13 protein-coding genes are annotated in these 22,681 nt (G+C 74.0%); 3 read left to right on the top strand and 10 right to left on the bottom strand.

Annotated features, from left to right (window positions below; all coding sequences use genetic code 11):
- Positions 1-107 precede the first annotated feature (107 nt).
- The 4 genes from AB0D46_RS13735 to AB0D46_RS13720 form a co-directional block, all read right to left on the bottom strand.
- Entirely contained in the window at positions 108-440 is a 333-nt protein-coding gene (locus AB0D46_RS13735) for a hypothetical protein (RefSeq protein WP_362877508.1), read from the bottom strand.
- Positions 437-808, bottom strand: coding sequence for a WhiB family transcriptional regulator (locus AB0D46_RS13730; protein ID WP_362877507.1), 372 nt, complete (start codon positions 806-808; stop codon positions 437-439). The genes AB0D46_RS13735 and AB0D46_RS13730 overlap by 4 nt, the downstream gene beginning before the upstream one ends.
- 198 nt (positions 809-1,006) lie before the next feature.
- Positions 1,007-1,315, bottom strand: coding sequence for a hypothetical protein (locus AB0D46_RS13725; RefSeq protein WP_362877519.1), 309 nt, complete (start codon positions 1,313-1,315; stop codon positions 1,007-1,009).
- Positions 1,316-1,494: 179 nt separating this feature from the next.
- Positions 1,495-3,663: an ATP-dependent DNA helicase UvrD2 gene (locus tag AB0D46_RS13720; RefSeq protein ID WP_362877506.1), complete on the bottom strand. Its 2,169-nt coding sequence runs from the start codon at positions 3,661-3,663 to the stop codon at positions 1,495-1,497.
- 176 nt (positions 3,664-3,839) lie between these two features.
- On the opposite strand from AB0D46_RS13720, the gene AB0D46_RS13715 reads away from it, so the two are divergent.
- A complete protein-coding gene (locus AB0D46_RS13715) occupies positions 3,840-4,100 on the top strand; it encodes a mycoredoxin (protein WP_356874538.1) in 261 nt (86 codons plus the stop codon).
- Positions 4,101-4,267: 167 nt separating this feature from the next.
- On the opposite strand, the gene nudC is transcribed toward AB0D46_RS13715, so the two are convergent.
- From nudC to AB0D46_RS13690, 5 genes are all read right to left on the bottom strand, one after another.
- Entirely contained in the window at positions 4,268-5,215 is a 948-nt protein-coding gene (nudC, locus tag AB0D46_RS13710; RefSeq protein WP_362877505.1) for an NAD(+) diphosphatase, read from the bottom strand.
- Between the two features lie 55 nt (positions 5,216-5,270).
- Positions 5,271-6,674 carry a dipeptidase gene (locus AB0D46_RS13705; protein ID WP_362877504.1) on the bottom strand — a complete coding sequence of 468 codons (1,404 nt, stop codon included), beginning with the start codon at positions 6,672-6,674 and terminating at the stop codon, positions 5,271-5,273.
- A gap of 9 nt (positions 6,675-6,683) precedes the next feature.
- A complete protein-coding gene (locus tag AB0D46_RS13700) occupies positions 6,684-10,787 on the bottom strand; it encodes a UvrD-helicase domain-containing protein (RefSeq protein ID WP_362877503.1) in 4,104 nt (1,367 codons plus the stop codon).
- 93 nt (positions 10,788-10,880) lie between these two features.
- Complete coding sequence (locus tag AB0D46_RS13695) at positions 10,881-14,252, bottom strand: ATP-dependent DNA helicase (RefSeq protein WP_362877518.1); 3,372 nt, start codon at positions 14,250-14,252, stop codon at positions 10,881-10,883.
- A 237-nt stretch (positions 14,253-14,489) separates the two neighbouring features.
- Positions 14,490-14,846: an MGMT family protein gene (locus AB0D46_RS13690; protein WP_362877517.1), complete on the bottom strand. Its 357-nt coding sequence runs from the start codon at positions 14,844-14,846 to the stop codon at positions 14,490-14,492.
- A 401-nt stretch (positions 14,847-15,247) separates the two neighbouring features.
- On the opposite strand from AB0D46_RS13690, the gene AB0D46_RS13685 reads away from it, so the two are divergent.
- The gene (locus tag AB0D46_RS13685) at positions 15,248-17,932 is read left to right on the top strand and encodes a lysylphosphatidylglycerol synthase domain-containing protein (RefSeq protein WP_362877516.1); all 2,685 of its coding nucleotides are present in this window, start codon (positions 15,248-15,250) and stop codon (positions 17,930-17,932) included.
- Between the two features lie 47 nt (positions 17,933-17,979).
- Here AB0D46_RS13685 and AB0D46_RS13680 read toward each other — a convergent pair whose 3' ends face one another.
- Positions 17,980-18,717 carry a YwiC-like family protein gene (locus AB0D46_RS13680; RefSeq protein ID WP_362877502.1) on the bottom strand — a complete coding sequence of 246 codons (738 nt, stop codon included), beginning with the start codon at positions 18,715-18,717 and terminating at the stop codon, positions 17,980-17,982.
- 213 nt (positions 18,718-18,930) lie between these two features.
- Between AB0D46_RS13680 and AB0D46_RS13675 the strand changes: the two genes are divergently transcribed.
- Positions 18,931-22,677, top strand: a complete 3,747-nt coding sequence (locus AB0D46_RS13675) for a nitrate reductase subunit alpha (RefSeq protein WP_362877501.1) — start codon at positions 18,931-18,933, stop codon at positions 22,675-22,677.
- The last annotated feature ends 4 nt before the right edge of the window (positions 22,678-22,681 follow it).

The following is a 22,681-nucleotide window of genomic DNA, read 5'->3' as shown; positions in this document are numbered from 1 at the left end:
CCGCCCCCCCCCCGGGGGGGGGGGGGGCGGGGGGGGGGCCCCGGGGGGGGGGGGGCCCCCCCCCCCCCCCCCCCCGGGATACTGCGTTTCTTCGGCTGTGTCGGCCGTCAGTTCATGACGGCCATGGCCAGCGCGCGCCGGGCGCGCAGCGACACGCGTTCGGCCCGACGCTGCATGCGCCGCGCGGCGACCAGGCGAAGGGCGTGACGCTCGGCGTCCGCCTCACGCATGCGGTCGTCCATATGGGCACGAGCCAGGGCTTCTGGGATGAGTTGCATTTCGCGGGTCCTGTTCTGACGCGAGGTGATCGCGCCTGCGGTGATGAAGTCTGCGGTGGCGGCGCCGTGCGGCTGCTCGCTCGTGGTGGTGTGGGGGGACATGAGGGCCTGCTTCAGGGGGTCGCGCGTCAGGGGGCGGTCGATGGTTCCGATGGCGGTCATGCCGCTGCAACCGGGTTCTTGCGCGGACGACCACGCGGCCGCTTGCGGGCCACGACGACGCCCTGGACGAAGAGCTCCCCACCCCAGACGCCCCAGGGCTCGCGGCGCTCCTTCGCGCCGGCGAGGCAGGCCTCGACGAGCGGGCAGGTGCCGCAGAGCGACTTGGCGTACTCGACGTCCGCCGGGGACTCGGCGAAGAAGACCTCGGGGTCGAAGGTGCGACAGGGAACAGGTACGCCGAGGTTCTCGATGGCGTCGTCGAGCGCGGTGAGCGCGGTGAGGGGGATCAAGGTGGAGTCCTCCGGGACTGCGGGCGGGGAGATCGTTTGGGTCTGCGGTACGGACGGGGCGTGCGCTTCGAGTTGCACGGTGTTTTTCTTCCTCGTCTTGTTCGGCTAGTCGTTCCGGCCTGTTGGCCGGGGGCGGCTCGGCTGCCAACTCACACCGACTGGTTCTGCCAGTCCCGAGGCCCCTTCGCTCCGTCGTCCCCGTTCGGGGACAAACAGAAGGGCCGCGGATCCCGGGTGGGGTTCCGCGGCCCTGAAGGCGCCGGCCTGATCATGAGATCAGGCTGGATCACTCCAGGGTTCGAGCCCGCGGAAGGCCCACATCAGGTGGTGCTGCTGCTTCGTCGTCTGCTTCGTCCGAGCTCCGGCACCGGCTGCGGCCGCGAAGCCATAGGCGCCATGCGCCTGGGCTTCGGCTACTGCCACCAGTGCCTTGGTCGGTCGCTCAATGCGCTCACTGACGGGAAGGACCGCCAGCAGGGCAGGGCTGTCAGCGCACACCGCGGACAGACCGGTACCCGGGAGAGAGACGGAGCCGAGCAGGCAGGAAGCGTCGACCGAGCGATCGGTCATTTTGGTGAAGTTCATGTAGCCGGCCACTGGTCTCGCCTCCTCTCGGCGTCTCGGGGACCCTGCCCGAAGGCCGGTCCCATGCGTATTTGGATAAGTACAGCACGGATCCAGGGCTTCGGAGAAGCCACCGTTTCCGTTGCTAAGAACCTATGGGGATTCGCTGGGCATGTGCAAACTATTTTTCCGACGAGTTTCTACGCGTCGTCAGGATCCGCGCCCGCGGGGTCCTGACCGGCGCAGATGGCCAGGACATCGGCCCCGTACCGGTCGAGCTTGCGACCACCCACGCCGGAGATCATCGAGAGCTCGCCCGCCTCGGAGGGCGCGGCCTCCGCGATCGCCATCAGCGTCTTGTCCGTGAAGACGCAGTACCCGGGCAAGCCCTGGGCCTTCGACTGGACGGCCCGCCACGTGCGCAGCCGCTCGTAGAGCCCTTCGTCCATGTCGGACGGGCAGTCCTCGCAGCGCATCAGTTTGATGTCCCCGGCCTCGGTCAGGGTCCTGCCGCAGACGCGACACAGCGCGGACCCGCGGCGGGTGCGCCGGCGGCCGGTCCGGTCGGTCGCGGTGCCGGGGCCCGTTCCCGGGGCCGCCGAGCCCGGTCGCAGGCCGTTCAGGAAGCGACTGGGCCGTCGGGAGGCCCGGCCGCCCGGAGCGCGGGAGAGCGCCCAGGAGAGCGTCAGGTGATGGCGGGCCCGGGTGACTCCGACGTAGAGCAGGCGTCGTTCCTCCTCGACCTGCTCGTCGGTCTTCGCGTACGTGATCGGCATCATGCCGTCGGTGAGGCCGGCGAGGAACACGGCGTCCCACTCCAGACCCTTCGCGGCGTGCAGCGAGGCGAGGGTGACGCCCTGGACGGTCGGGGCGTGCTGCGCGGCCTTGCGTTCGTCCAGCTCGATCGTGAGGTCGGCCAGGGTCGCGCCGGGTCGGCTGCGGGCGAAGTCCTCGGCGAGGCGGACCAGCGCCGCCACCGATTCCCACTGGTCGCGGACGGCGCCGGACCCGGTGGGCGGTTCGGCGGTCCAGCCGGTGGAGCTCAGTACGGCCCTGACCTGGGAGCCCAGCTCGACGACGTCCTCCAGGAGGGGGTCGCTGCTGCCGCCGGAGCGGGCGGCTCCGCGCAGGGCGAGCACCGCCTTCTGGACCTCGCCGCGCTCGAAGAAGCGCTCGGCACCGCGCAGCTGGTAGGGAACTCCGGCGTCGGCGAGGGCCTGCTCGTACACCTCGGACTGGGCGTTGATCCGGTAGAGCACGGCGATCTCGCCGGCGGGGACGCCCGCGGCGATCAGGTCGCGGATCCGCCCGGCGACGCCCTCGGCCTCGGCGGGTTCGTCGGGGTACTCGGCGTAGACCGGGTCGGGGCCGGGCTCGCGTTGGGAGATCAGCTCCAGGCGGTGTTCGGCGGCGCGGCCCTTGGCCTGGTTCAGCAGTCCGTTGGCGAGGTGGACGACCTGCGGGGTGGAGCGGTAGTCGCGGACCAGCTTGACCACGGTGGCCTGCGGGTAGCGGGTGCGGAAGTTCAGCAGGTGATCGGGGGTCGCGCCGGTGAAGGAGTAGATCGTCTGGCTGGCGTCGCCGACGACGCACAGGCTGTCGCGGTCGCCGAGCCACAGTTCGAGGAGACGCTGCTGGAGGGGGCTGACGTCCTGGTACTCGTCCACCACGAAGTGCTGGTACTGGCTGCGGATCTGTTCGGCGATGTCGTGGCGGTCCTGGAGGATGCCGACGGTCAGCAGCAGCACGTCCTCGAAGTCGATCATGCCGCGGTCCCGCTTGAGCTGCTCGTACGTCCCGTAGATCTGGGCGATCTCCGCCAGGTCGCGAGGGGCCTCGCGGCCCGCCTTCACGGCGGTGGCCGGGTAGTCGGCGGGCACGGTCTGGGTGACCTTGGCCCATTCGATCTCCCCCGTCACGTCCCGCAGCTCGTTGCGGTCGAGGCGGATGCGGCAGCGCGCCCCGGCCTCGGCGACGAACTGGATCTTCCGCTCCAGCAGGCGGGGCACTTCGCCGCCGACCGCCCGGGGCCAGAAGTACTGGAGCTGGCGCAGGGCCGCGGAGTGGAAGGTCCGCGCCTGGACGCCGCCCGCGCCGAGGGTGCGCAGCCGGCCGCGCATCTCACCGGCGGCCCGGTTGGTGAAGGTGACCGCCAGGACGCTGGCCGGCATGAGCTGCCCGGACCGGACGCCGTAGGCGATGCGGTGGGTGATGGCCCGGGTCTTGCCGGTGCCCGCGCCCGCCAGCACGCACACCGGCCCGCGCAGGGTCGTGGCGACCTCGCGCTGCTCCGGGTCGAGGCCCAGGAGCACGGCGTCGGCGGCGTCTGCGTCGGCCGGGAAGGGGGAGGAGTGCGTTGCTGATGTCACCCCGCCATGCTGCCAGGTCCGGTGGGGCGGGCGGGAAATCCGTCCACAGGGCCGGTCCGTTCTTCGTACCGGTGGGGAGGGCGGGGCGGGGGCGGGTGCCGGGGCCGGGAATGGTGCGGCGGTCCCGTGCGTTCGAGTACTCGGACCACCGAGGCCCCCACGAAGGAGAGCGCAGCATGCAGGACACGGGCACCGTCACGATGTACAGCACGACCTGGTGCGGCTACTGCAACCGGCTGAAGAAGCAGCTGGACCGGGAAGGCATCGCGTACAACGAGATCAACATCGAGCTCGACCCGGCGTCCGCCGCGTTCGTGGAGAAGGCCAACGGCGGCAACCAGACGGTTCCGACCGTCCTCGTGAAGTCGGCGGGCGGCAACGAGTCCGTCATGACGAACCCGAGCCTGGCCCAGGTCAAGCAGGCCCTCGCCGTCTGATCCGAGGTCCGTCGCAGCTCTCGGAAGGCCCCCGCCGCCCGGCGGGGGCCTTCTGCTGTGCCGATCTCCGGGCCGATCTGCCGGGCCGATGCCGATCTCGGGCCGATGCCGTACGAGCGAGGCCAAGCCAGGCCTCGCCAGGCGAGGCGAGGCGACTGTGACGAAACTTACGCGGCCGGCGGGCGCGGCAGCGGCTTGCCGTACCAGAGCTCGACGAGCCGGGCGGCGATGGAGATGCCGCCGGCGGGCGGCGTGACCTCGCCCCTCTCGATCGCCTCGGCGAGGTCCTCGCGGGAGAACCAGCGGGCCTCCTCGATCTCCTCGCCGTCGACGGTGATCTCGGAGGTCACGGCCCGGGCGGTGAAGCCCAGCATCAGGCTGTACGGGAACGGCCAGGGCTGGCTGGCGATGTACTCGACCTCGCCGACCTTGACGCCCGCCTCCTCCCACACCTCGCGGATCACCGACTGCTCGATCGACTCGCCCGGCTCCACGAACCCGGCCAGCGTCGAGAAGCGGCCCTCCGGCCAGTGGACCTGGCGGCCCAGCAGCGCGCGGTCCCGGTCGTCGGTGACCAGCATGATCACGGCCGGGTCGGTGCGCGGGTAGTGCTCGGCGCCGCAGCCCGGGCAGCGGCGGATGTGCCCGGCGGCCGCGACGACCGTGCGCTCGCCGCAGCGGGAGCAGAAACGGTGCATCCGCTGCCAGTTCTCCAGCGCCACGGCGTGCACCATCAGCCCGGCGTCGCGCGGGTTCAGCAGGAGACCCGCCTCGCGCAGCCCGGCCGGGCGGGCCGACTGGTCCATGCGGCCCGGCAGGGAGTCCTTCTGCAGCGCGAAGTACCGTACGCCGTCCTCGTCGGTGCCCAGGAAGTAGCGGTGGGTCTCGGTGACCGGGGCCTCGAAGGCCGGGGTCATCACGATGCCGGTGCCGCCGTCGGGGGTGTCGTCGATGAGGACCTGGCCGCCGGAGACGACGAAGACGCGGGTCGTCGGGTGGCTCCAGGCGGCGGCCAGCCACGCCTCGTCCAAGCGGTGGTGGGCGGCGCGGTCGATTCCGCTGGGCGCGGCCAGCGCGATCGGACGCTCGGTATGGGTGCTCACTGGTACTTCCAACTCCCCCGGTGGTGGGACAAGGCAGGCGTGGCGGTGGGTGGGTGTGCGGGCGGACTCAGCCGGTCTTCCAGTGCTCGGCGAGGTCGCCCCACAGGTGGGCGGCGGTTTCCACGCCCTTGAGGAGGAGGTCGATCTCGACCTTCTCGTTCGGCGAGTGCCAGCCGTCGGAGGGTACGGAGATCCCGAGGAAGAGGACGGGCGCGTCCAGGACGTCCTGGAGGTCGGCCGCCGGGCCCGAGCCGCCCTCGCGGGTGAAGCGGACCTGCTGGCCGAAGGCGCGTTCCATGGACCGCACGACGGACCGGAGCGCCGGGTGGTCCAGCGGGGTCAGGCACGGCCGGGTGGGGGCGCCGAAGGTGATGGAGTGCCGGATCCCGTCGGGGACGCGGGCGGCGACCCAGTCCTTCACGGCCGCCTCCACCTCGTACGGGTCCTGCCCGGACACCAGGCGGAACGACAGCTTCAGGTGGGCGGAAGCGGGCACGATGGTCTTGCCGCCGGGGCCCTGGTAGCCGCCGCCGATGCCGTTGACCTCGGCGGTCGGGCGGGCCCAGACGCGCTCCAGGGTGGAGTAGCCGGCCTCGCCGGAGGCGGCGTGCGACTTGGCGGTACGGAGCCACTCGGCCTCGTCGAAGGGCAGCTCGGAGATCAGCCGGCGTTCGGCGTCGCTCAGCTCGGCGACGTTGTCGTAGAACCCGGGGATCGTGACCCGTTCGTCCTCGTCGTGCAGGGCCGCGACGAGGCGGGCGGCGACGGTGGCCGGGTTGGGTACGGCTCCGCCGAAGGCACCGGAGTGGATGTCCTGGTCGGGGCCGTGGAAGTCGATCTCGCAGTCGGCGACGCCGCGCATGCCGGTGCAGACGGTGGGGGTGGTCTCGGACCACATGCCGGTGTCGGAGACGATCACGACGTCGGTGGCGAGCTGCCGGGCGCGGCCCTCGACGAGGTCGCGGAAGTGCGGGGAGCCGGACTCCTCCTCGCCCTCGATGAGCAGCTTGAGGTGCACGGCGGGGGCGGCGGAGCCGGTCGCGGCGAGGTGCGCGCGTACGCCGAGGGTGTGGAAGAACACCTGGCCCTTGTCGTCGGCTGCGCCGCGCCCGTACATCCGGCCGTCCTTGACGACGGGCTCGAAGGGCTCGGTGTGCCAGCCGTCGGCGAGGGCGGCGGGCTGGACGTCGTGGTGTCCGTAGACGAGGACGGTCGGCGCGTCGGGGTTCTCGGCGGGCCAGTGCGCGAAGACGGCGGGGGCGCCGTCGGTGGGCCAGACCTCGACGACCGGGAAGCCGGTCGCGGTGAGTTTCGCGGCGAGCCAGTCGGCGCTGCGGCGTACGTCGTCCGCGTGCGCGGGTTGGGCCGACACGGAGGGGATCCGCAGCCACTCGGCGAGGTCGTCGAGGAAGGCGGTGCGGTGGGTGTCGATGTACGCGCGGACGACGCTGTCCGCCTGGATCTCGCTCATGCCCCGAGCCTAACCGTCCGCCCGGGGGGCACCGTCCGTGCCCGTTTTGCCTTGGAGGATCCGCTCAAGACGGGCCCGGTCGGGGAGGTCGCGGGGGCGTATCACCCGGCCGCTGCGGACGTGCAGGAACGCGGCGCCGACCCGGTCGAGGGGGGTGCCGGTGGCTTCCGCCCAGGCCAGTCGGTACACGGCGAGCTGGAGCGGGTCGGCCTGGGTGGTGCGGCCGGTCTTCCAGTCGACGACCTCGTACGAGCCGTCGGGGTCGCGGTACACGGCGTCGATGCGGCCGCGGATGACCCGGCCGGCGAGGGTCAGCTGGACGGGGGCCTCCATCCGGTACGGGGTCCGCTCGGCGTACTCGCTGCGCTCGAAGGCCGCCTTGAGGGAGTCGAGGTCGGCCTCGTCGGCGATCTCCTGGTCGGAGCCGGGCAGCTCGGCGACGGGGTCGAGGAGGTCGAGGTGCGGCAGCGGCAGTTCATCGAAGCGGGACTCGACCCAGGCGTGGAAACGGGTGCCTTGGCGCGCGGCGGGCTGCGGGGGCTTGGGCATGGGGCGCGCGAGATCGCGTACGAAGCCCTGCTCGTCGGCGGCGAGGCGCAGGAGCTGGCTCGCGGAGAGGGCGGCGGGCAGCTCGACGTCCCGGACGGCTGCGCGGGCGCGGCGGAGCTCGCCCTCCAGGGCGTCGAGGTCACGGTCCCAGGAGGCGATGGCGCGGGCCTCCTCGGCCGTGACCGTGGCCTGGCCGGCCGGGTGGTGGGGGCCGGCTGAGGCCCCGGACCCGGCGGCTGCCGCCGCCCAGGGTTCCCCGGCCCAGGGGTCGTCGTCCTGCCCCGCCGGGGCGGGGGCGCCGTGGCCCTGCTCCGCCGGATGGGGGTGGTCGCGGTCGAGGCCCGCCGGACGCGGGGCGCCGTGGTCCGGGGCCGCCGGATGGGGGTGGCCGTGGTCGAGGCCCGCCGGGCGCGGGGCGCCGTGGCCCTGCTCCGCCGGGTGGGGGTGGCCGTGGTCGAGACCCGCCGGGCGCGGGGCGTCGTGGTCCGGGGCCGGCGGGTGGGGGTGGTCGGGGCCCGCCGGGTGGGGGCGGGTGGGCCGGGCGCGGGCGGGCTGCGCCGGTTCCGCGCCGTCCCAGGGGTCGTACTCGCCGACCCCGGCCATCGTGTCCTCGCCCGCCCACGGGTCGTCCGACGGCAGCTCGGTCCCACCGGCCGGGGAGAGCGTCGCACCCGCCGAGGGGTCGTCCGGACGCGGCTCCGCCCCCCGCGCACGGGGAGCGGGTACGGCGGCCTCGCCGGCCCAGGGGTCGTCCGACAGCGCATCCGACACACCCGCTCGCGAGGCGGGTACGGCGGGCTCCCCCGCCCACGGGTCGTCCGACAGCGCGTCCGGCACACCCGCTCGCGAGGCGGGTACGGCGGGCTCGCCCGCCCACGGGTCGTCCGACAGCGCGTCCGGCACGCCCGACCGCGCGGTGTGCGGGCCGGCGGTGCGGGACGCGTGTGGCGTGGGGGCCGGGGGGAGGTCCGTCCACGGGGCCTCGTCCGTGGGGTCCTCGCAGTGCGGGGGCCAGAGGTAGGGGTCGTCCGGGGCCGGGGGGCGTGCCAGGTGGGCCTCGACGAGGGCGGCGGCCCGCCGGCGCAGGGCCAGCGAGTCGGGGTCCAGGGGCAGGGGCCAGGAGTGCTCGGGGTTCGCGTCCGCGGCGAGGGCCGGGTTCTCGGCGTCGGCGGCGGGCTCCTCGGCCCAGGCCTCGATCTCGCCGAAGCCGGCCGCGCAGTGGTCGTGCAGGGCGGTCAGGAAGTCGGAGGGGCCGCGGCGGCGCTTCTGGGTCGGGCCCCACCAGTGGCCGGAGGCGAGCAGCAGGGACCGCGGCCGGGTGAAGGTGACGTAGCCCAGGCGGAGTTCCTCGACGGCCTTGTGCTGCTTGAGGGCGGCCTTGAAGGACTTCAGGCCCGCCGAGGTCCAGGCGGGGTCCGCGGGCAGGGTCGCGGTGTCGCCGCGCAGGCCGTACGGGAGGACCTTCGCCCAGGAGGTCCAGGCCTCCGGCGGCTTCTCCTTCGGGAAGGAGCCGGCGCACAGGTCGGGGACGACGACCACGTCCCACTCCAGCCCCTTGGACTTGTGGGCGGTGAGCACCTTGACGGTGTTCTCCCCGCCGGGCAGCGCGTGGTCGAGGCCCTTCTCGTACTGGGCGGCGGTGCGCAGGAAGCCGAGGAAGGCGAGCAGGGTGGCTTCGCCGTCGAGGGCGGCGAAGCCCGCGGCGACGTCCATGAAGTGGGACAGGGTCTCGCGGCGGCGGGCCGCCAGCGCGTGCGGGGACGCGGCCAGCTCGACGTCGAGCCCGGTCGCGGCCAGGACCCGGTGCAGTACGTCCATCAGCGGGTCGGAGAGGGAACGCCGCAGGTCGCGCAGTTCCTGGGCGAGGTGCGCGAAGCGGACGCGGGCGGCGGCGGAGAAGGGCAGTTCGTCGGGGGTGCGGCCGGCCCCGTCGAGGAAGGTCTCCAGGGCGTCGGCGAGGGAGACGATCTCCGCCGGGTCGACGCCTTCGACGGCGGCGGCGAGCCGCCCGTCGGGCCCCGCGTCGGGACCGGACGGGCGGGCGACCAGCTGTCGGGCCCGGCGCCCGAGGAGGGCCAGGTCGCGGGGGCCGATCCGCCAGCGCGGGCCGACGAGGAGCCGGACGAGGGCCGCGTTGGCCCCGGGGTCCTGGAGCACCTCGCACACGGAGACCAGGTCGGCGACCTCCGGCAGGTGCAGCAGCCCGGACAGGCCGACGACCTCCACCGGCACGTCCCGGTCCACCAGGACGGCCTGGATGCGGGCGAAGTCGGCGGCGGAGCGGCACAGTACGGCGATCTCCCCGGGTTCCCGGCCGGTGCGCACCAGGTGGGCGACGGAGTCGCCGAGCCACTGCAGTTCCTCGGCGTGGGTCTCCAGCAGGGCGCAGCGGACCGACCCGTCGCGTTCGGCGCCGGGGGCGGGGCGCAGCGCCTCGACGCCTTCGTGCATGGCGCGAAGCGGGGCGGCGAGGCCGTTGGCCAGTTCGAGGAGCCGGCCGCCGCTGCGCCGGTTCTCGCTGAGCGAGAGGCGGGTCGCGGGGGCGCCGTCGGCGTGCGGGAAGTGTTCGGGGAAGTCGTCGAGGTTGGCGACGGAGGCTCCGCGCCAGCCGTAGATGGCCTGGCAGGGGTCGCCGACGGCGGTCACGGCGTGGCCGGTGCCGCCGCCGAAGAGCCCGGACAGCAGCAGCCGCTGGGCGACGGAGGTGTCCTGGTACTCGTCGAGGAGGACGACGCGGAACTCCTCGCGCAGCAGTGCGCCGACCTCGGGTCGGGTGGTGGCGAGCTGCGCGGAGAGGGCAATCTGGTCGCCGAAGTCGAAGAGGTCGCGGGAGCGTTTCGCGGCCCGGTAGCGGGAGACGAGCTCCAGCAGTTCGAGGCGGCCTCGGACGGCCTCGGGGACCTTGCGCAGGTCCTCGTTGCTGAGCCGGACGTCGACGAGCTCGTCGAGCAGGGCGGTGTCGTACGCGCGGAGCCGGGCGGGGTCGACGAGGTGCTCGGAGAGTTCCCCGTCGAGCGCGAGGAGGTCCCCGACCAGGTCGGGAAGGGACTTGGTGAGGGACGGGTACGGGCCGGGGGCCTCGCGGAGCACCTTCGCGGCGAGCTGGAAGCGGGTGGCGTCGGCGAGGAGGCGGGCGCTCGGTTCCAGGCCGATGCGCAGGCCGTGGTCCTTGAGGAGCTGCCCCGCGAAGGCGTGGTAGGTGGAGATCCGGGGCTCGCCGCCGGCCGTGCCGGCCTCGACGTCGGCCGGGGAGGGGTCCGGGTCGCTGATGCCGGCGCGGGCGAGGGCCTTGCGGACGCGTTCGGCGAGTTCGCCGGCTGCCTTGTTGGTGAAGGTGAGTCCGAGGACCTGTTCGGGGGCGACCGCTCCGGTGCCGACGAGCCACACGACGCGGGCGGCCATGACGGTCGTCTTGCCCGAGCCGGCGCCCGCGACGACGACCTGGGGGGCGGGCGGGGCGGTGACGCAGGCCATCTGTTCGGGCGTGAAGGGGATCCCGAGGAGCTCCTTGAGCTGCTCGGGATCGGTGAGGACGGGCGGGCGCCCGGACTCGTACGCGGTCACCTCGAAAGGCTAGCCGCCCGCACCGACACTCCTCGCCGCCGGCCGCCGGCCGGCCCTCGGGGCGGGCCCGTCCCGGCGGCTCGTTCCGGCGGCTCATTCCACGGTCTGGCGGCCCTCCGGGCGGGCGCTGCACGCGCTGCGGAAGGAGCAGCGGACGCAGTGTTCGCCGGTGGCGGGGGCGAAGCGTTCGTCGAGGACCCGGCCGGCGGCGGTGGCGAGCAGGTCGCCGACCCACTCGCCGGAGGTCCCGTCCTGGAGGGGCTGCTGCGCTTGGATCTTCGGGACCTCGTCGCCGCCGTCCTTCTTGCCGGCGCCCTGGCGCAGCTGGACGAGTTCGGCGCCGCCCGGTTCGGGGCGCAGGCCGTCGAAGACCTCGTCGACGGCGCCCTCGCGGACGGCGAGCTGGTAGACGGCGAGCTGGGGGTGGCGGGCGACCTCGTCCTTGGTCGGCGCGCCCTTGCCGGTCTTGAAGTCGACGACGTACGCGCGGCCCTGCGGGTCGGCCTCGACGCGGTCCATGGAGCCGCGGATCCGTACGGCGTACTCGCCCGCGTCGAGGGTGACGTCGAAGTCGTGCTCGGTGGCGACGGAGGCGCGGCCGCCGCGGTCGGTGGTGTGCCAGCGCAGGAAGCGTTCCAGGGCGGCGCGGGCGTTGTCCTTCTCCTGGCGGGACTTCCAGGGCGCGTCGAAGGCGAGGGCGTCCCAGACGGAGTCGAGGCGTTCCATCAGGACGGCGAGGTCGGCGGGGGTGCGGCCGGAGGCGACCTCGTCGGCGAGGACGTGGACGACGTTGCCGAAGCCCTGGGCGGCGGTGGAGGGGGCGTCGGCCTTGACCTCGCGGCCGAGGAACCACTGGAGGGAGCAGGTGTTGGCGAGCTGGTCCAGGGCGCTGCCGGACAGGGCGACGGGCCGGTCCCGGTCGCGGAGCGGGACGGTGCTCAGGGTGGGTTCGTACAGGCCCCACCAGCGCTGCGGGTGCGCGGCGGGGACCAGGGGCCGGTCGTCGTCGTCGGTGAGCGCGGCGAGCCGGGCGAGGCGGCGGGCGGCGGCGTCGCGCAGGGCCTCGGAGGCGTCGGGGTCGACGGTGGTGGCGCGCAGCTCGGCGACGAGGGCGGGTACGGCGAGGGGCCGGCGGGGGCGGCCGGTGACGTCCTTGGGGGTGACGCCGAGTTCGGTGAGGAAGCGGGAGGGTTGGTCGCCGTCCTCGGCGGGGGCCTTGACGGCGGTGACGACGAGGCGGTGGCGGGCGCGGGTGGCGGCGACGTAGAAGAGCCGCCGTTCCTCTGCGAGGAGCGCGCTGGGGGTGAGGGGTTCGGCGAGGCCGTCACGGCCGATGCGGTCGGCTTCGAGGAGGGAGCCGCGGCGGCGCAGGTCGGGCCAGAGTCCTTCCTGTACCCCGGCGATGACGACGAGGCCCCATTCGAGGCCCTTGGAGCGGTGGGCGGTCGTCAGGGTGACGGCGTCGCGACGTACGGCCCGGGTGGTGAGGGTGTCGGCGGCGATGTCCTCGGCTTCGAGCTGTTCGAGGAAGTTGAGCGCGCCGCGGCCGCCCGTACGTTCCTCCGCGCGGGCGGCGTTGTCGAAGAGGGCGCAGACGGCGTCGAGGTCGCGGTCGGCGTTGCGGCCGGCGGCGCCGCCGCGGCGGGCGCCGCGTTCCAGGCGCTGCGGCCAGGGGGTGCCGTCCCACAGGGCCCACAGGGCCTCTTCGGCGGTGCCGCCGCCCTGGAGGAGTTCGCGGGCCTTGCGCAGGAGCAGGCCGAGGCGCTGCGCGCCGCGGGCGTAGGCGGGGTCGTGGGCGGTGAGCCGCTCGGGTTCGGCGAGGGCGCGGGCCAGCAGGACGTCGGAGGGCGCGGGAGCGGTGACGCCGGCGGCCCGCTCCTCGTCGCGCAGCGCCCGACCGAGCCGCCGCAGGTCGGCGGCGTCCATCCCGCCGAGCGGCGACCCGAGCAACGTGAGCGCGTCCTCGACCCCGACCCAGCCGTCGCCGCCGGTGGGCGGGGCGGCGACGTCGACCCCGTCGCCGGCAGCGGCACCGTCCGCTTGTGCGGCGGCCGGGCCCCCCGCCCGCGTCGGCGCATCCGGGTCGGAGTCCGGGCCCCCGGCCAGGTCGGCGGGGGGAGGCGTCGTGGCCGCCGTGGCGGCGAGGCGGAGGGCCGTCAGGAGGGGGGCCACGGCCGGTTCGTGGCGGAGCGCGGTCGCGGAGGCGTCGGTTTCGGCCGGGACGCCCGCCGCGATGAGCGCGCGCCGCATCGCCGGGAGGGTGCGGCCGCCGGCGCGGACGAGGACGGCCATGTCCTGCCAGGGCACCCCGTCCTCCAGGTGGGCGCGGCGCAGGACATCGGCGATGTTGTCCAGCTCGGACCCGGCCGTCGGGTACGTGCACACCTCCACGCGCCCGCCCTCCCGTACCGGCTGGAGCGCCCGGTGGGCCTTGACGGCGGCGGACGACAGGCGCGGCACCGGCATGCGGGTGGTGAGCAGTCGGGTCGCGGCGAGCAGGGCGGAGCCCGAGCGGCGGCCGACGGTGAGGGCCCGTACGGCCGCGCCGGGGAAGGCGGACTCGAAGTCCAGGACGTTGTTGATGTCGGCGCCGCGGAAGGCGTAGATCGACTGGTCGGGGTCGCCGAAGGCGACGAGCGTGCCGGCGGGGCCGTTCAGGGCGCGCAGCAGCCGCAGCTGGGAGGCGTCGGTGTCCTGGTACTCGTCGACGAGGATCACGTCGTACGCGGAGGCGAGGGCCGGGGTGCCCTCGGCGAGCAGCACGGCCCGGTGCAGGAGTTCCGCGTAGTCGAGGGCGCCCTGGAGGTCGAGGACGTCGAGGTACTCCGAGAGGAAGGCGGCGGCGGCCTTCCAGTCGGGGCGGCCGAGCCGGGTCGCGAAGGAGTCGAGCGCGGTCGGGCCGAGGCCGAGTTCGCGGGCGCGGGCGAGCACGGCGCGGACCTCGTCGGCGAAGCCGCGGGTGGTGAGCGCGGCCCGCAGGTCGTCGGGCCAGCGGATGGACCGCGACCGGCGCTGGCCTTCGAGCAGGGTGCGGACCATGACGTCCTGCTCGGGGCCGGACAGCAGCCGCAGCGGGTCGGCGAAGAGTTCGTGGTCCTGGTGGGCGCGGACGAGGCCGTAGCAGAAGGAGTGGAAGGTGGTGGCCTGCGGGGCGCGGGCGCCGCCGAGGCGCAGGGCGGCGCGGTCGCGCAGTTCCACGGCGGCCTTGCGGCTGAAGGTGAGGATCAGGACGCGGGAAGGGTCGGTCCCGGCCTCGACGCGGGCGGCGGCGGCCTCGACGAGGGTGGTGGTCTTGCCGGTGCCCGGTCCGGCCAGGACCAGCAACGGTCCGGCGGTGTGATCAACCACCGCGCGCTGGGCTGCGTCCAGCACAGGGGGAGCCACCTGTTCCGGCCCGGTGCGCACCAGGCGGTACGCGTCGGCAGCCCGCGTACGCCGCTCTGAGCGGCCGGAGGAAGAGGTGATCACGTGAGGTGCCGGTCCTGGTGGGTCTGCGGTTGCTGCGGTCGCTGCGGTGGTGTCGGCGGCGACGAGGACTGCGGTGGCCGCACCCGTCGCGTGAGCCGAAGGGGCCACGCTACGCCAATCGCGTCGGCCGCCGCAGTCCCCCGGCCGGGGGTGGGACGTCGCCCCGGAGGCCTTGGATGTCGTCCCCCGTACGGGCCTTCGACCGCCCGTCGGCGCTCCGCATGGCCGAAGCTGTCAGATGTGAGCCTCGTCGCCTCCGCCCCGCTCGTCACTCCCGTCCCAACGGGCCCGCCGCATGGCCAGCCGCGGTTCCCCGGCGGGCGTCTCGCGCAGCGGAGTGCCCTCGGTGCGGTAGCGCTCCAGGGCCCGCCGCTCGCTGCCGGGCAGGGGTCGGCCGTCCGCGCGCACGACCCGCCACCAGGGGACGGCCCCTCCGTACAGGGCCATGACGCGCCCGACTTGGCGGGGTCCGCCTTCGCCGAGCCACTGCGCGACGTCCCCGTACGTCATCACCCGGCCGGGCGGAATCCGTTCGGCCGCTTCCAGCACCCGCTCCGCGTAGTCGGGCAGCTCCTCGCTCATCCGGCCCATGCTGCCCGATGCCACCGACATCCGGACGGAAGCTTCGGTTCCATACCGGCGCGCACCCTGCTGCCCCGGCCGACCGCCGGTCCGTGCCACCATCTTCCGGGCGGTGACTGGTGATACGTGATCAAGAAGAGACGGATGTGACGGCGAAGGAGCAGGGTGTGAGCCCTCCGGACGGCAGTACGCCGGGCGCGGACCGGGGCGGCCGCAAGGGCCGCGGCAAGGGCCGTCGTCGCGGCGGTCGCGCCGGTGACGGCGGGGACGCGGGCACAGGCCCCGCCCCCGGTCCGGACACCGCCGCCCCCGTCGAAGCGCGCCCCGGCACGCCCGCGGACGCGGGCGCCGGCGCGGCGTCGGGCACGGAACCCGGAACGGAACCCGACGCGGGCCCCGACAGCGCCGCGGTGCGCCCGGCCGGTGCCGCGCACCCCGCCGACGCCGGCCCCAGGGCCGACACCGACGACGGCACCGACGACGACGCCCACCCCGACGACCCGCCCGGTCACCACCCCACCGCCGCCGACCGCGTCGAGGTGGACGAGCCGCTGCTCGCCGCCCGCGTGCACCGGCCCTCCGACCTCGTACGCCTCCTCGCCGGCATCCTCGGCATCGCCGTCGTCCTCGGCATCGCCGCCTTCGCGCACGCCACCACCGCGGGCCTGGAGCAGGACATCACCAAGGGCACCGGTCAGGCGCCCGACCTGTTGATCAAGGTCGCGGGCCTGGTGTCCTCGATCGCCGTGCTGCTGGTCCCGGTGGCCTTCGCCATCGAGCGGTTGATCAAACGCGACGGGCTGCGGATCGCCGACGGCGTCCTCGCGGCCGTCCTCGCGCACGGCGTCACCCTCGCCACCGACCTGTGGGTCTCGCAGGCGGCCTCCGCCACCGTCCAGGACGCCCTCACCCGGCCGACCGGGGTCGCCGGGGCCCTCACCGATCCGGTGCACGGCTACCTCGCGCCGGTGATCGCGTACATGACGGCCGTCGGGATGACCCGGCGGCCGCGCTGGCGGGTCGCGCTGTGGGTGGTCCTGCTGTTGGACGCCTTCGCGATGCTGGTCAGCGGCTACACCACGCCGTTCTCGATCATCCTGACCGTGCTGATCGGCTGGAGCGTCGCGTACGGCACCCTGTACGCGGTCGGCTCGCCGAACGTGCGGCCCACCGGGCAGAACCTCCTCGCCGGACTGCGCCGCGTCGGCTTCCAGCCGGTCAGCGCGATGCGCGCGGAGGCCCCCGACGGGGACGGCGCCGAGGCCGGTGACCGGGGGCGGCGCTACCACGTCACCCTGGAGGACGGGCCCGCCCTGGACGTCACCGTCGTGGACCGCGAACAGCAGGCGCAGGGCTTCTTCTACCGGGTGTGGCGCCGGCTGACCCTGCGCGGGATCACCACGCGGCGCAGCATCCAGTCCCTGCGCCAGGCGCTGGAGCAGGAGGCCCTGCTCGCGTACGCGGCCATCGCGGCCGGGGCGAACGCGCAGAAGCTGATCGCCACCTCCGAGTTGGGGCCGGACGCCGTGATGCTCGTCTACGAGCACCTGGGCGGGCGGAGCCTGGACGCGCTGTCCGACGAGGAGATCACCGACGAGCTGTCCCGCAACGCGTGGGAGCAGGTACGGGCCCTCCAGTCGCGGCGCATCGCGCACCGCCGGCTCACCGGGGACGCGTTGGTGGTGGATCGTTCCGGCAAGGTCATCCTCACCGACCTGCGGGGCGGCGAGATCGCGGCCGGTGACCTGGTGCTGCGGATGGACATCGCGCAGCTGCTGACGACGTTGGGCCTGCGGGTCGGGCCGGAGCGGTCGGTGGCCTCGGCGGTCTCGGTGCTCGGCCCCGACGCGGTGGCGGACTGTCTGCCGCTGCTCCAGCCGATCGCGCTGAGCCGCTCCACCCGCTCGACACTGCGCAGGCTCGCCCGGGAACGGGCGGCCCGGGAGCGGGAGGCCGTACTGGAGTCCTCGCGGGCGGCGAAGGCCGAGCGCGAGGCGGGCGCCGAGCAGGCGGCCGCGTCGACCAGCCCGGCGGCCGAGCGCAAGGCGGAGAAGCGGGCGCTGGACGAGGCGTTGGAAGAGGCGCGGGAGGAGGACCTCCTCAGCCAGATCCGCCGGCAGGTGCTGCTCATCCGCCCGCAGGCGCCGGTGGAGCCGGCCCGGCTGGAGCGGATCAGACCGCGCACGCTGGTGTCGTTCATCGCGGCGGCGTTCGCGGCGTACTTCCTGTTGTCGCAGATCGCCGACCTGCAGCTCGGGACCATCATCTCGAACGCCCAGTGGGGCTGGGTCGGGGCGGCGCTGGCGTTCTCCGTGCTCAGCTACTTCGCCGCCGCGATGAGCCTGCTGGGCTTCGTACCCGAGCGGGTGCCGTTCCTGCGGACGGTGGTCGCGCAGGTGGCGGGCTCCTTCGTGAAGCTGGTGGCGCCGGCCGCGATCGGCGGCGTCGCGCTGAACACCCGCTTCCTCCAGCGGGCCGGGATCCGGCCGGGGCTGGCGGTGGCGAGCGTCGGCGCCTCGCAGTTGTTCGGACTGGCCAGCCACGTCCTGCTGCTGCTGGCGTTCGGCTACCTGACGGGCACCGAGAAGACCCCGGAGATGACGCCGTCCCGGGCGGTCATCGCGGGGCTGTTGACGGTCGCGGTGCTGGTGCTGGTGGTGACGGCGGTCCCGTTCCTGCGGAAGTTCGTCGTGACCCGGGTACGGGCCCTGTTCGCGGGCGTCGTCCCGCGCATGCTCGACGTCCTCCAGCGGCCCCAGAAGCTGCTGACCGGCATCGGCGGCATGCTGCTGCTGACCGGCTGCTTCGTCCTGTGCCTGGACGCCTCGATCCGGGCCGTCGGCGGCGGCGAGGACATCAGCTACGCGAGCATCGCGGTGGTCTTCCTCGCCGGCAACGCCCTGGGCTCGGCAGCCCCGACCCCGGGCGGCATCGGCGCGGTGGAGGCCGCGCTCGTGGTCGGCCTGGTCGCGGCCGGCCTGGACCGCGACATCGCCATCTCGGCGGTGCTCCTGTTCCGCACGATGACCTTCTGGCTCCCGGTCCTCCCGGGCTGGATCTCGTTCAACTTCCTGACCCGCAAGGAAGCCATCTAGCCCCCGGGCAGCCGGGCCGGCCCGGCCGGAACGGCCCGTACCGCCCCTCAGAACGCCAGGAACAGGGTGGTCAGGAGGGCTGCCGAGAGGGTGAGTTCGACCGCGCCGACCAGCGGGGGCTTCAGGCCTCGGCCCGGGAGGGCGGTCGCGCGGGCGAGGCAGGCCGCGAAGGGGAGGGCCAGCCAGGGGGACAGGGCGCTCGCCGCCGCCAGGGCCACCGCGTGGTGGGCGATCGAGCCGCGCCGGTACGCCCGGGAGCGGCGCTCGCGGATCATCGTCTTCACGTACGGCACGGTCCCCGCGAAGTACAACAGGCAGGCCAGGGCCGGCCGCCACACCGCCCCGGGGTCCGCGCCGCCGAGCCGGGCCGCGACCAGCAGCATCCCGCAGGCCGGTACCACCGCGACCAGGCCGTTGACCAGCGCCCGCTCCCGGCCCCGCACCGCGTAGCGGGTGTTCACCGCGACGCAGGGCGCAGCCGCCGCGCCCGCGAGCAGCAGCCAGGGGTGGAGCGCCACCAGGGGTAGGCCCGCAGCCCCGGCGGCGGCGCCCAGGACCACCGCCGGACGGCCGTGCCGGGCGGCCGAGCGCAGGCCGCGCGCCCTGAGGCGCAGCCACTGTTGGGCGTGGAAGACGGCGGCGTACCCGAGGAGCCAGCCGACGAGGAGCAGGACGTGTGCGGCGCCGGGTCGGGGCGCGAGGAAGGTGCCCGCGAGGAAGGGCACCGCCAGCATCGCCCAGGCCCCGTGCTGGTCCGGGATCCAGCGGTATCCGTCGGCTGCCACCGCCGCGCCCTCCTCCTGGTGCCTGGTGCTGTGGCCGATCGCCGCGCGACCCCGCGCAGTTGGGGCCCCTACCAGGGTGGACCCGCTCGGCTCGCGAAAGTGTGGAAGGAGGTCACGGGTGGACGGGACCTTTGTCACCGGGTTGGCGCGCACGGCGGGCGTAGCGTCGTTTCGGGGCCCGTTCCGTCCCGTTTCCCGCCCTGGAGGATCGTTGTGCACGAGCGTCGGAAGAGCTGGGCCAGCCAGGAGAACCAGGGTCGTCCGGAGGACCGGGCGCGGTCCGACCACCCGGACCGGGCGCGGCCCGAGGACCGGGAACAGGCGCGGCCGAACGCCGTCGAGTCGCTCCTCCGGGCGGGCAGCTTCTTCACCCGCGCCGAGGTGTCCGACGACCTGCGTACGGTGCACCGGACGGGCGGCCGGGCCGCCGAGGCCTTCTACCGGGACCGGTGGAGCCACGACAAGGTCGTGCACTCCACGCACGGCGTGAACTGCACGGGTTCCTGCCGCTGGAAGGTGTTCGTCAAGGACGGGATCATCACCTGGGAGACCCAGGCGACCGACTACCCGTCCGTCGGTCCGGACCGCCCCGAGTACGAGCCGCGCGGCTGCCCGCGCGGTGCCTCGTTCTCCTGGTACTCCTACTCCCCCACCCGGGTCCGCTACCCGCTCGTGCGCGGCACGCTGCTGGAGATGTACCGCGAGGCCAAGGCCCGTCTGGGCGATCCGGTCGCCGCGTGGGCGGACGTCCAGGGCGATCCGGAGCGCCGCCGGGCGTACCAGCGGGCACGCGGCAAGGGCGGTCTGGTGCGCGCCACGTGGGAGGAGGCGACCGAGATCATCGCCGCCGCGCACGTGCACACCATCGCGGAGCACGGCCCGGACCGGGTCGCCGGCTTCTCGCCGATCCCCGCGATGTCGATGGCCTCGCACGCGGCGGGCGCCCGCTTCCACTCGCTCATCGGCGCCCCGATGCTGAGCTTCTACGACTGGTACGCGGACCTCCCGGTGGCGTCGCCGCAGGTGTTCGGCGACCAGACGGACGTGCCCGAGTCGGGCGACTGGTGGGACGCGGCGTACCTGATGATGTGGGGCTCGAACGTCCCGGTGACCCGTACTCCGGACGCGCACTGGATGACGGAGGCCCGCTACCGGGGCCAGAAGGTCGTCACCGTCTCCCCGGACTTCGCGGACAACACGAAGTTCGCCGACGAGTGGATGCACCCGCACCCCGGCACGGACGGGGCGTTGGCCCTGGCGATGGGGCACGTCATCCTCAAGGAGTTCTTCGTGGAGAGGGAGACCCCCTTCTTCACCGACTACGTCCGCACGTACACGGACCTGCCGTTCCTGGTCTCGTTGACGGAAACCGAACGGGGCCTGGTGCCGGGCAAGTTCGTCACCGCGGCCGACCTCGGGCAGGACACCGAGAACGCCGAGTGGAAGACCGTGCTCGTCGACGACGCCACCGGTGAGCCGGTGGTGCCGAACGGCACGCTCGGGCACCGCTGGGGCAAGAACGAGACGCCCGAGTGGAACCTGGACCTCGGGGACACCGTGCCCCGGTTGTCCCTCCTCGGGGAGGGCGCGAGCGCCGAGATCGTCCTGCCGCGCTTCGAGGACGACGAGCGGGGCGCCGCCGTCCGTCGCGGGGTTCCGGTGCGGCGGCTCGGCGACCGGCTCGTGACCACCGTCTTCGACCTGATGCTGGCCCAGTACGGGGTCGGCCGCCCGGGCCTGCCCGGCGAGTGGCCCACCGGGTACGAGGACGCCTCGCAGCCCGGCACTCCCGGTTGGCAGGAGTCGCTGACCTCGGTGCCGGCCGCCCAGGCGGCGCGCGTGGCACGGGAGTTCGCGGAGACGGCCGAGCGCTCCGGGGGCCGCTGCATGATCCTGATGGGGGCGGGCACCAACCACTGGTTCCACTCCGAGACCATCTACCGGTCCTTCCTGGCGCTGCTCACCCTCACCGGCTGCCAGGGCCGCAACGGCGGCGGTTGGGGGCACTACGTCGGGCAGGAGAAGTGCCGTCCGGTCACCGGCTGGGCCACCCTCGCGGCGGCCTCCGACTGGTCGCGGCCGCCGCGCCAGATGATCGGCGCGGCGTGGTTCTACCTGCACACCGACCAGTGGCGCTACGACACCCTGCCCGCCGAGGCGTTGGCCTCGCCGCTGGCGTCGGGGGCGTTCGCGGGGATGACGGGCGCGGACTGCCTGGCGGCGAGCGCCCGCATGGGGTGGATGCCCTCGTACCCGACCTTCGACCGCAACCCGTTGGAGCTGGCGGAGGCCGAGGACCCGGTCGGCGAAGCGGTGCGCCGGCTCCAGGACGGCACCCTGGGGTTCGCCGGCGAGGACCCGGACGCCCCGCGCAACTGGCCGCGGGTGCTCAACGTGTGGCGGGCCAACCTCCTCGGCTCCAGCTCCAAGGGCAACGAGTACTTCCTCAAGCACCTGCTGGGCACCCACTCCAACCTCCCGCAGGACGGCCCGCGTTGCGAGCCGAAGGACGTCACCTACCGGGAGGCGGACGTCGAGGGGAAGCTGGACCTGCTGATGTCCATGGACTTCCGGATGACGTCCACGACGCTGCTCTCCGACGTGGTCCTCCCGGCGGCCACCTGGTACGAGAAGCACGACCTGTCCTCGACGGACATGCACCCCTTCCTGCACGCGTTCACCCCGGCCGTGGACCCGCCCTGGCAGGCCCGTTCCGACTACGACGCCTTCCTCGCGATCGCCCGCCGCTTCGGCGAGCTGGCCGGGCCCCGGCTCGGCGTCCGCAAGGACCTCGTCGCGACCGCGCTCCAACACGACACGGCGGGCGGCGAGATGGCCCAGCCGGGCGGGGTGGCCCTGGACTGGTCGAAGGGCGAGTGCCCGCCCGTACCGGGGCGGACCATGTACGACCTGACGGTCGTCGAGCGGGACTACGGGGCGGTCGGCGAGAAGTTCGCCGCGCTCGGCCCGCTCGTGGAGCGGCTCGGCGTGACGACGAAGGCCATCACCTACGACGTCGCCGAGGAGGTCACCTACCTCGGCGAGAAGAACGGCCTGGTCAGGGGTGGGGTGGCGGACGGCCGCCCGCGTCTGGACACGGCCCGGCGGGCCTGCGAGGCGATCCTCTCCCTGTCCGGCACGTCCAACGGGCGGCTGGCGACCCAGGGGTTCGAGACGCTGGAGAGGAAGGTCGGCACGCACATGGCGCACCTGGCCGCCGAGGCCGAGGGCAAGCGGATCACCTTCGCGGACACCCAGGCCCGGCCCGTCCCGGTGATCACCTCGCCCGAGTGGTCGGGTTCGGAGGCCGGCGGGCGCCGCTACACGGCCTTCACCGTGAACACCGAGCACCTCAAGCCCTGGCACACCCTCACCGGCCGCCAGCACTTCTTCCTCGACCACGACTGGCTGCACGAGGTCGGCGAGTCCCTCCCCGTCTACAAGCCGCCGCTGAACATGCACACCCTGTACGGGGAGCCCGAGTTGGGCGTCGTCGACGGCAAGACCGTCGCCGTCCGCTACCTGACCCCGCACAACAAGTGGGCGATCCACAGCCAGTACCAGGACAACCTGTACATGATGACGCTCGGTCGGGGCGGTCAGACGGTGTGGATGTCCCCGCAGGACGCCGAGGCGATCGGGGTCGCGGACAACGACTGGATCGAGGCGGTCAACCGCAACGGGGTGGTCACCGCCCGCGCGATCGTCTCCCACAAGATGCCGCCCGGCACGGTCTACATGAACCACGCGCAGGAGCGGACGGTCGGCGTCCCGAAGACGGAGAGGACCGGCCGTCGCGGCGGCATCCACAACTCGCTGACCCGGGTGATGCTCAAGCCCACCCACCTGATCGGCGGCTACGCCCAGCTGACCTGGGCCTTCAACTACCTCGGCCCGACCGGGAACCAGCGCGACGAGGTGACGGTCATCCGCCGCCGCGACCAGAACGTGGAGTACTGATCCG

Origin of the sequence: Streptomyces sp. NPDC048383, assembly GCF_040651775.1 — a bacterium.
Classification (GTDB): Bacteria; Actinomycetota; Actinomycetes; order Streptomycetales; family Streptomycetaceae; genus Streptomyces.
Note: the sequence above shows the minus strand (reverse complement) of the source record. Positions and strands in the feature narration are given on the sequence as shown.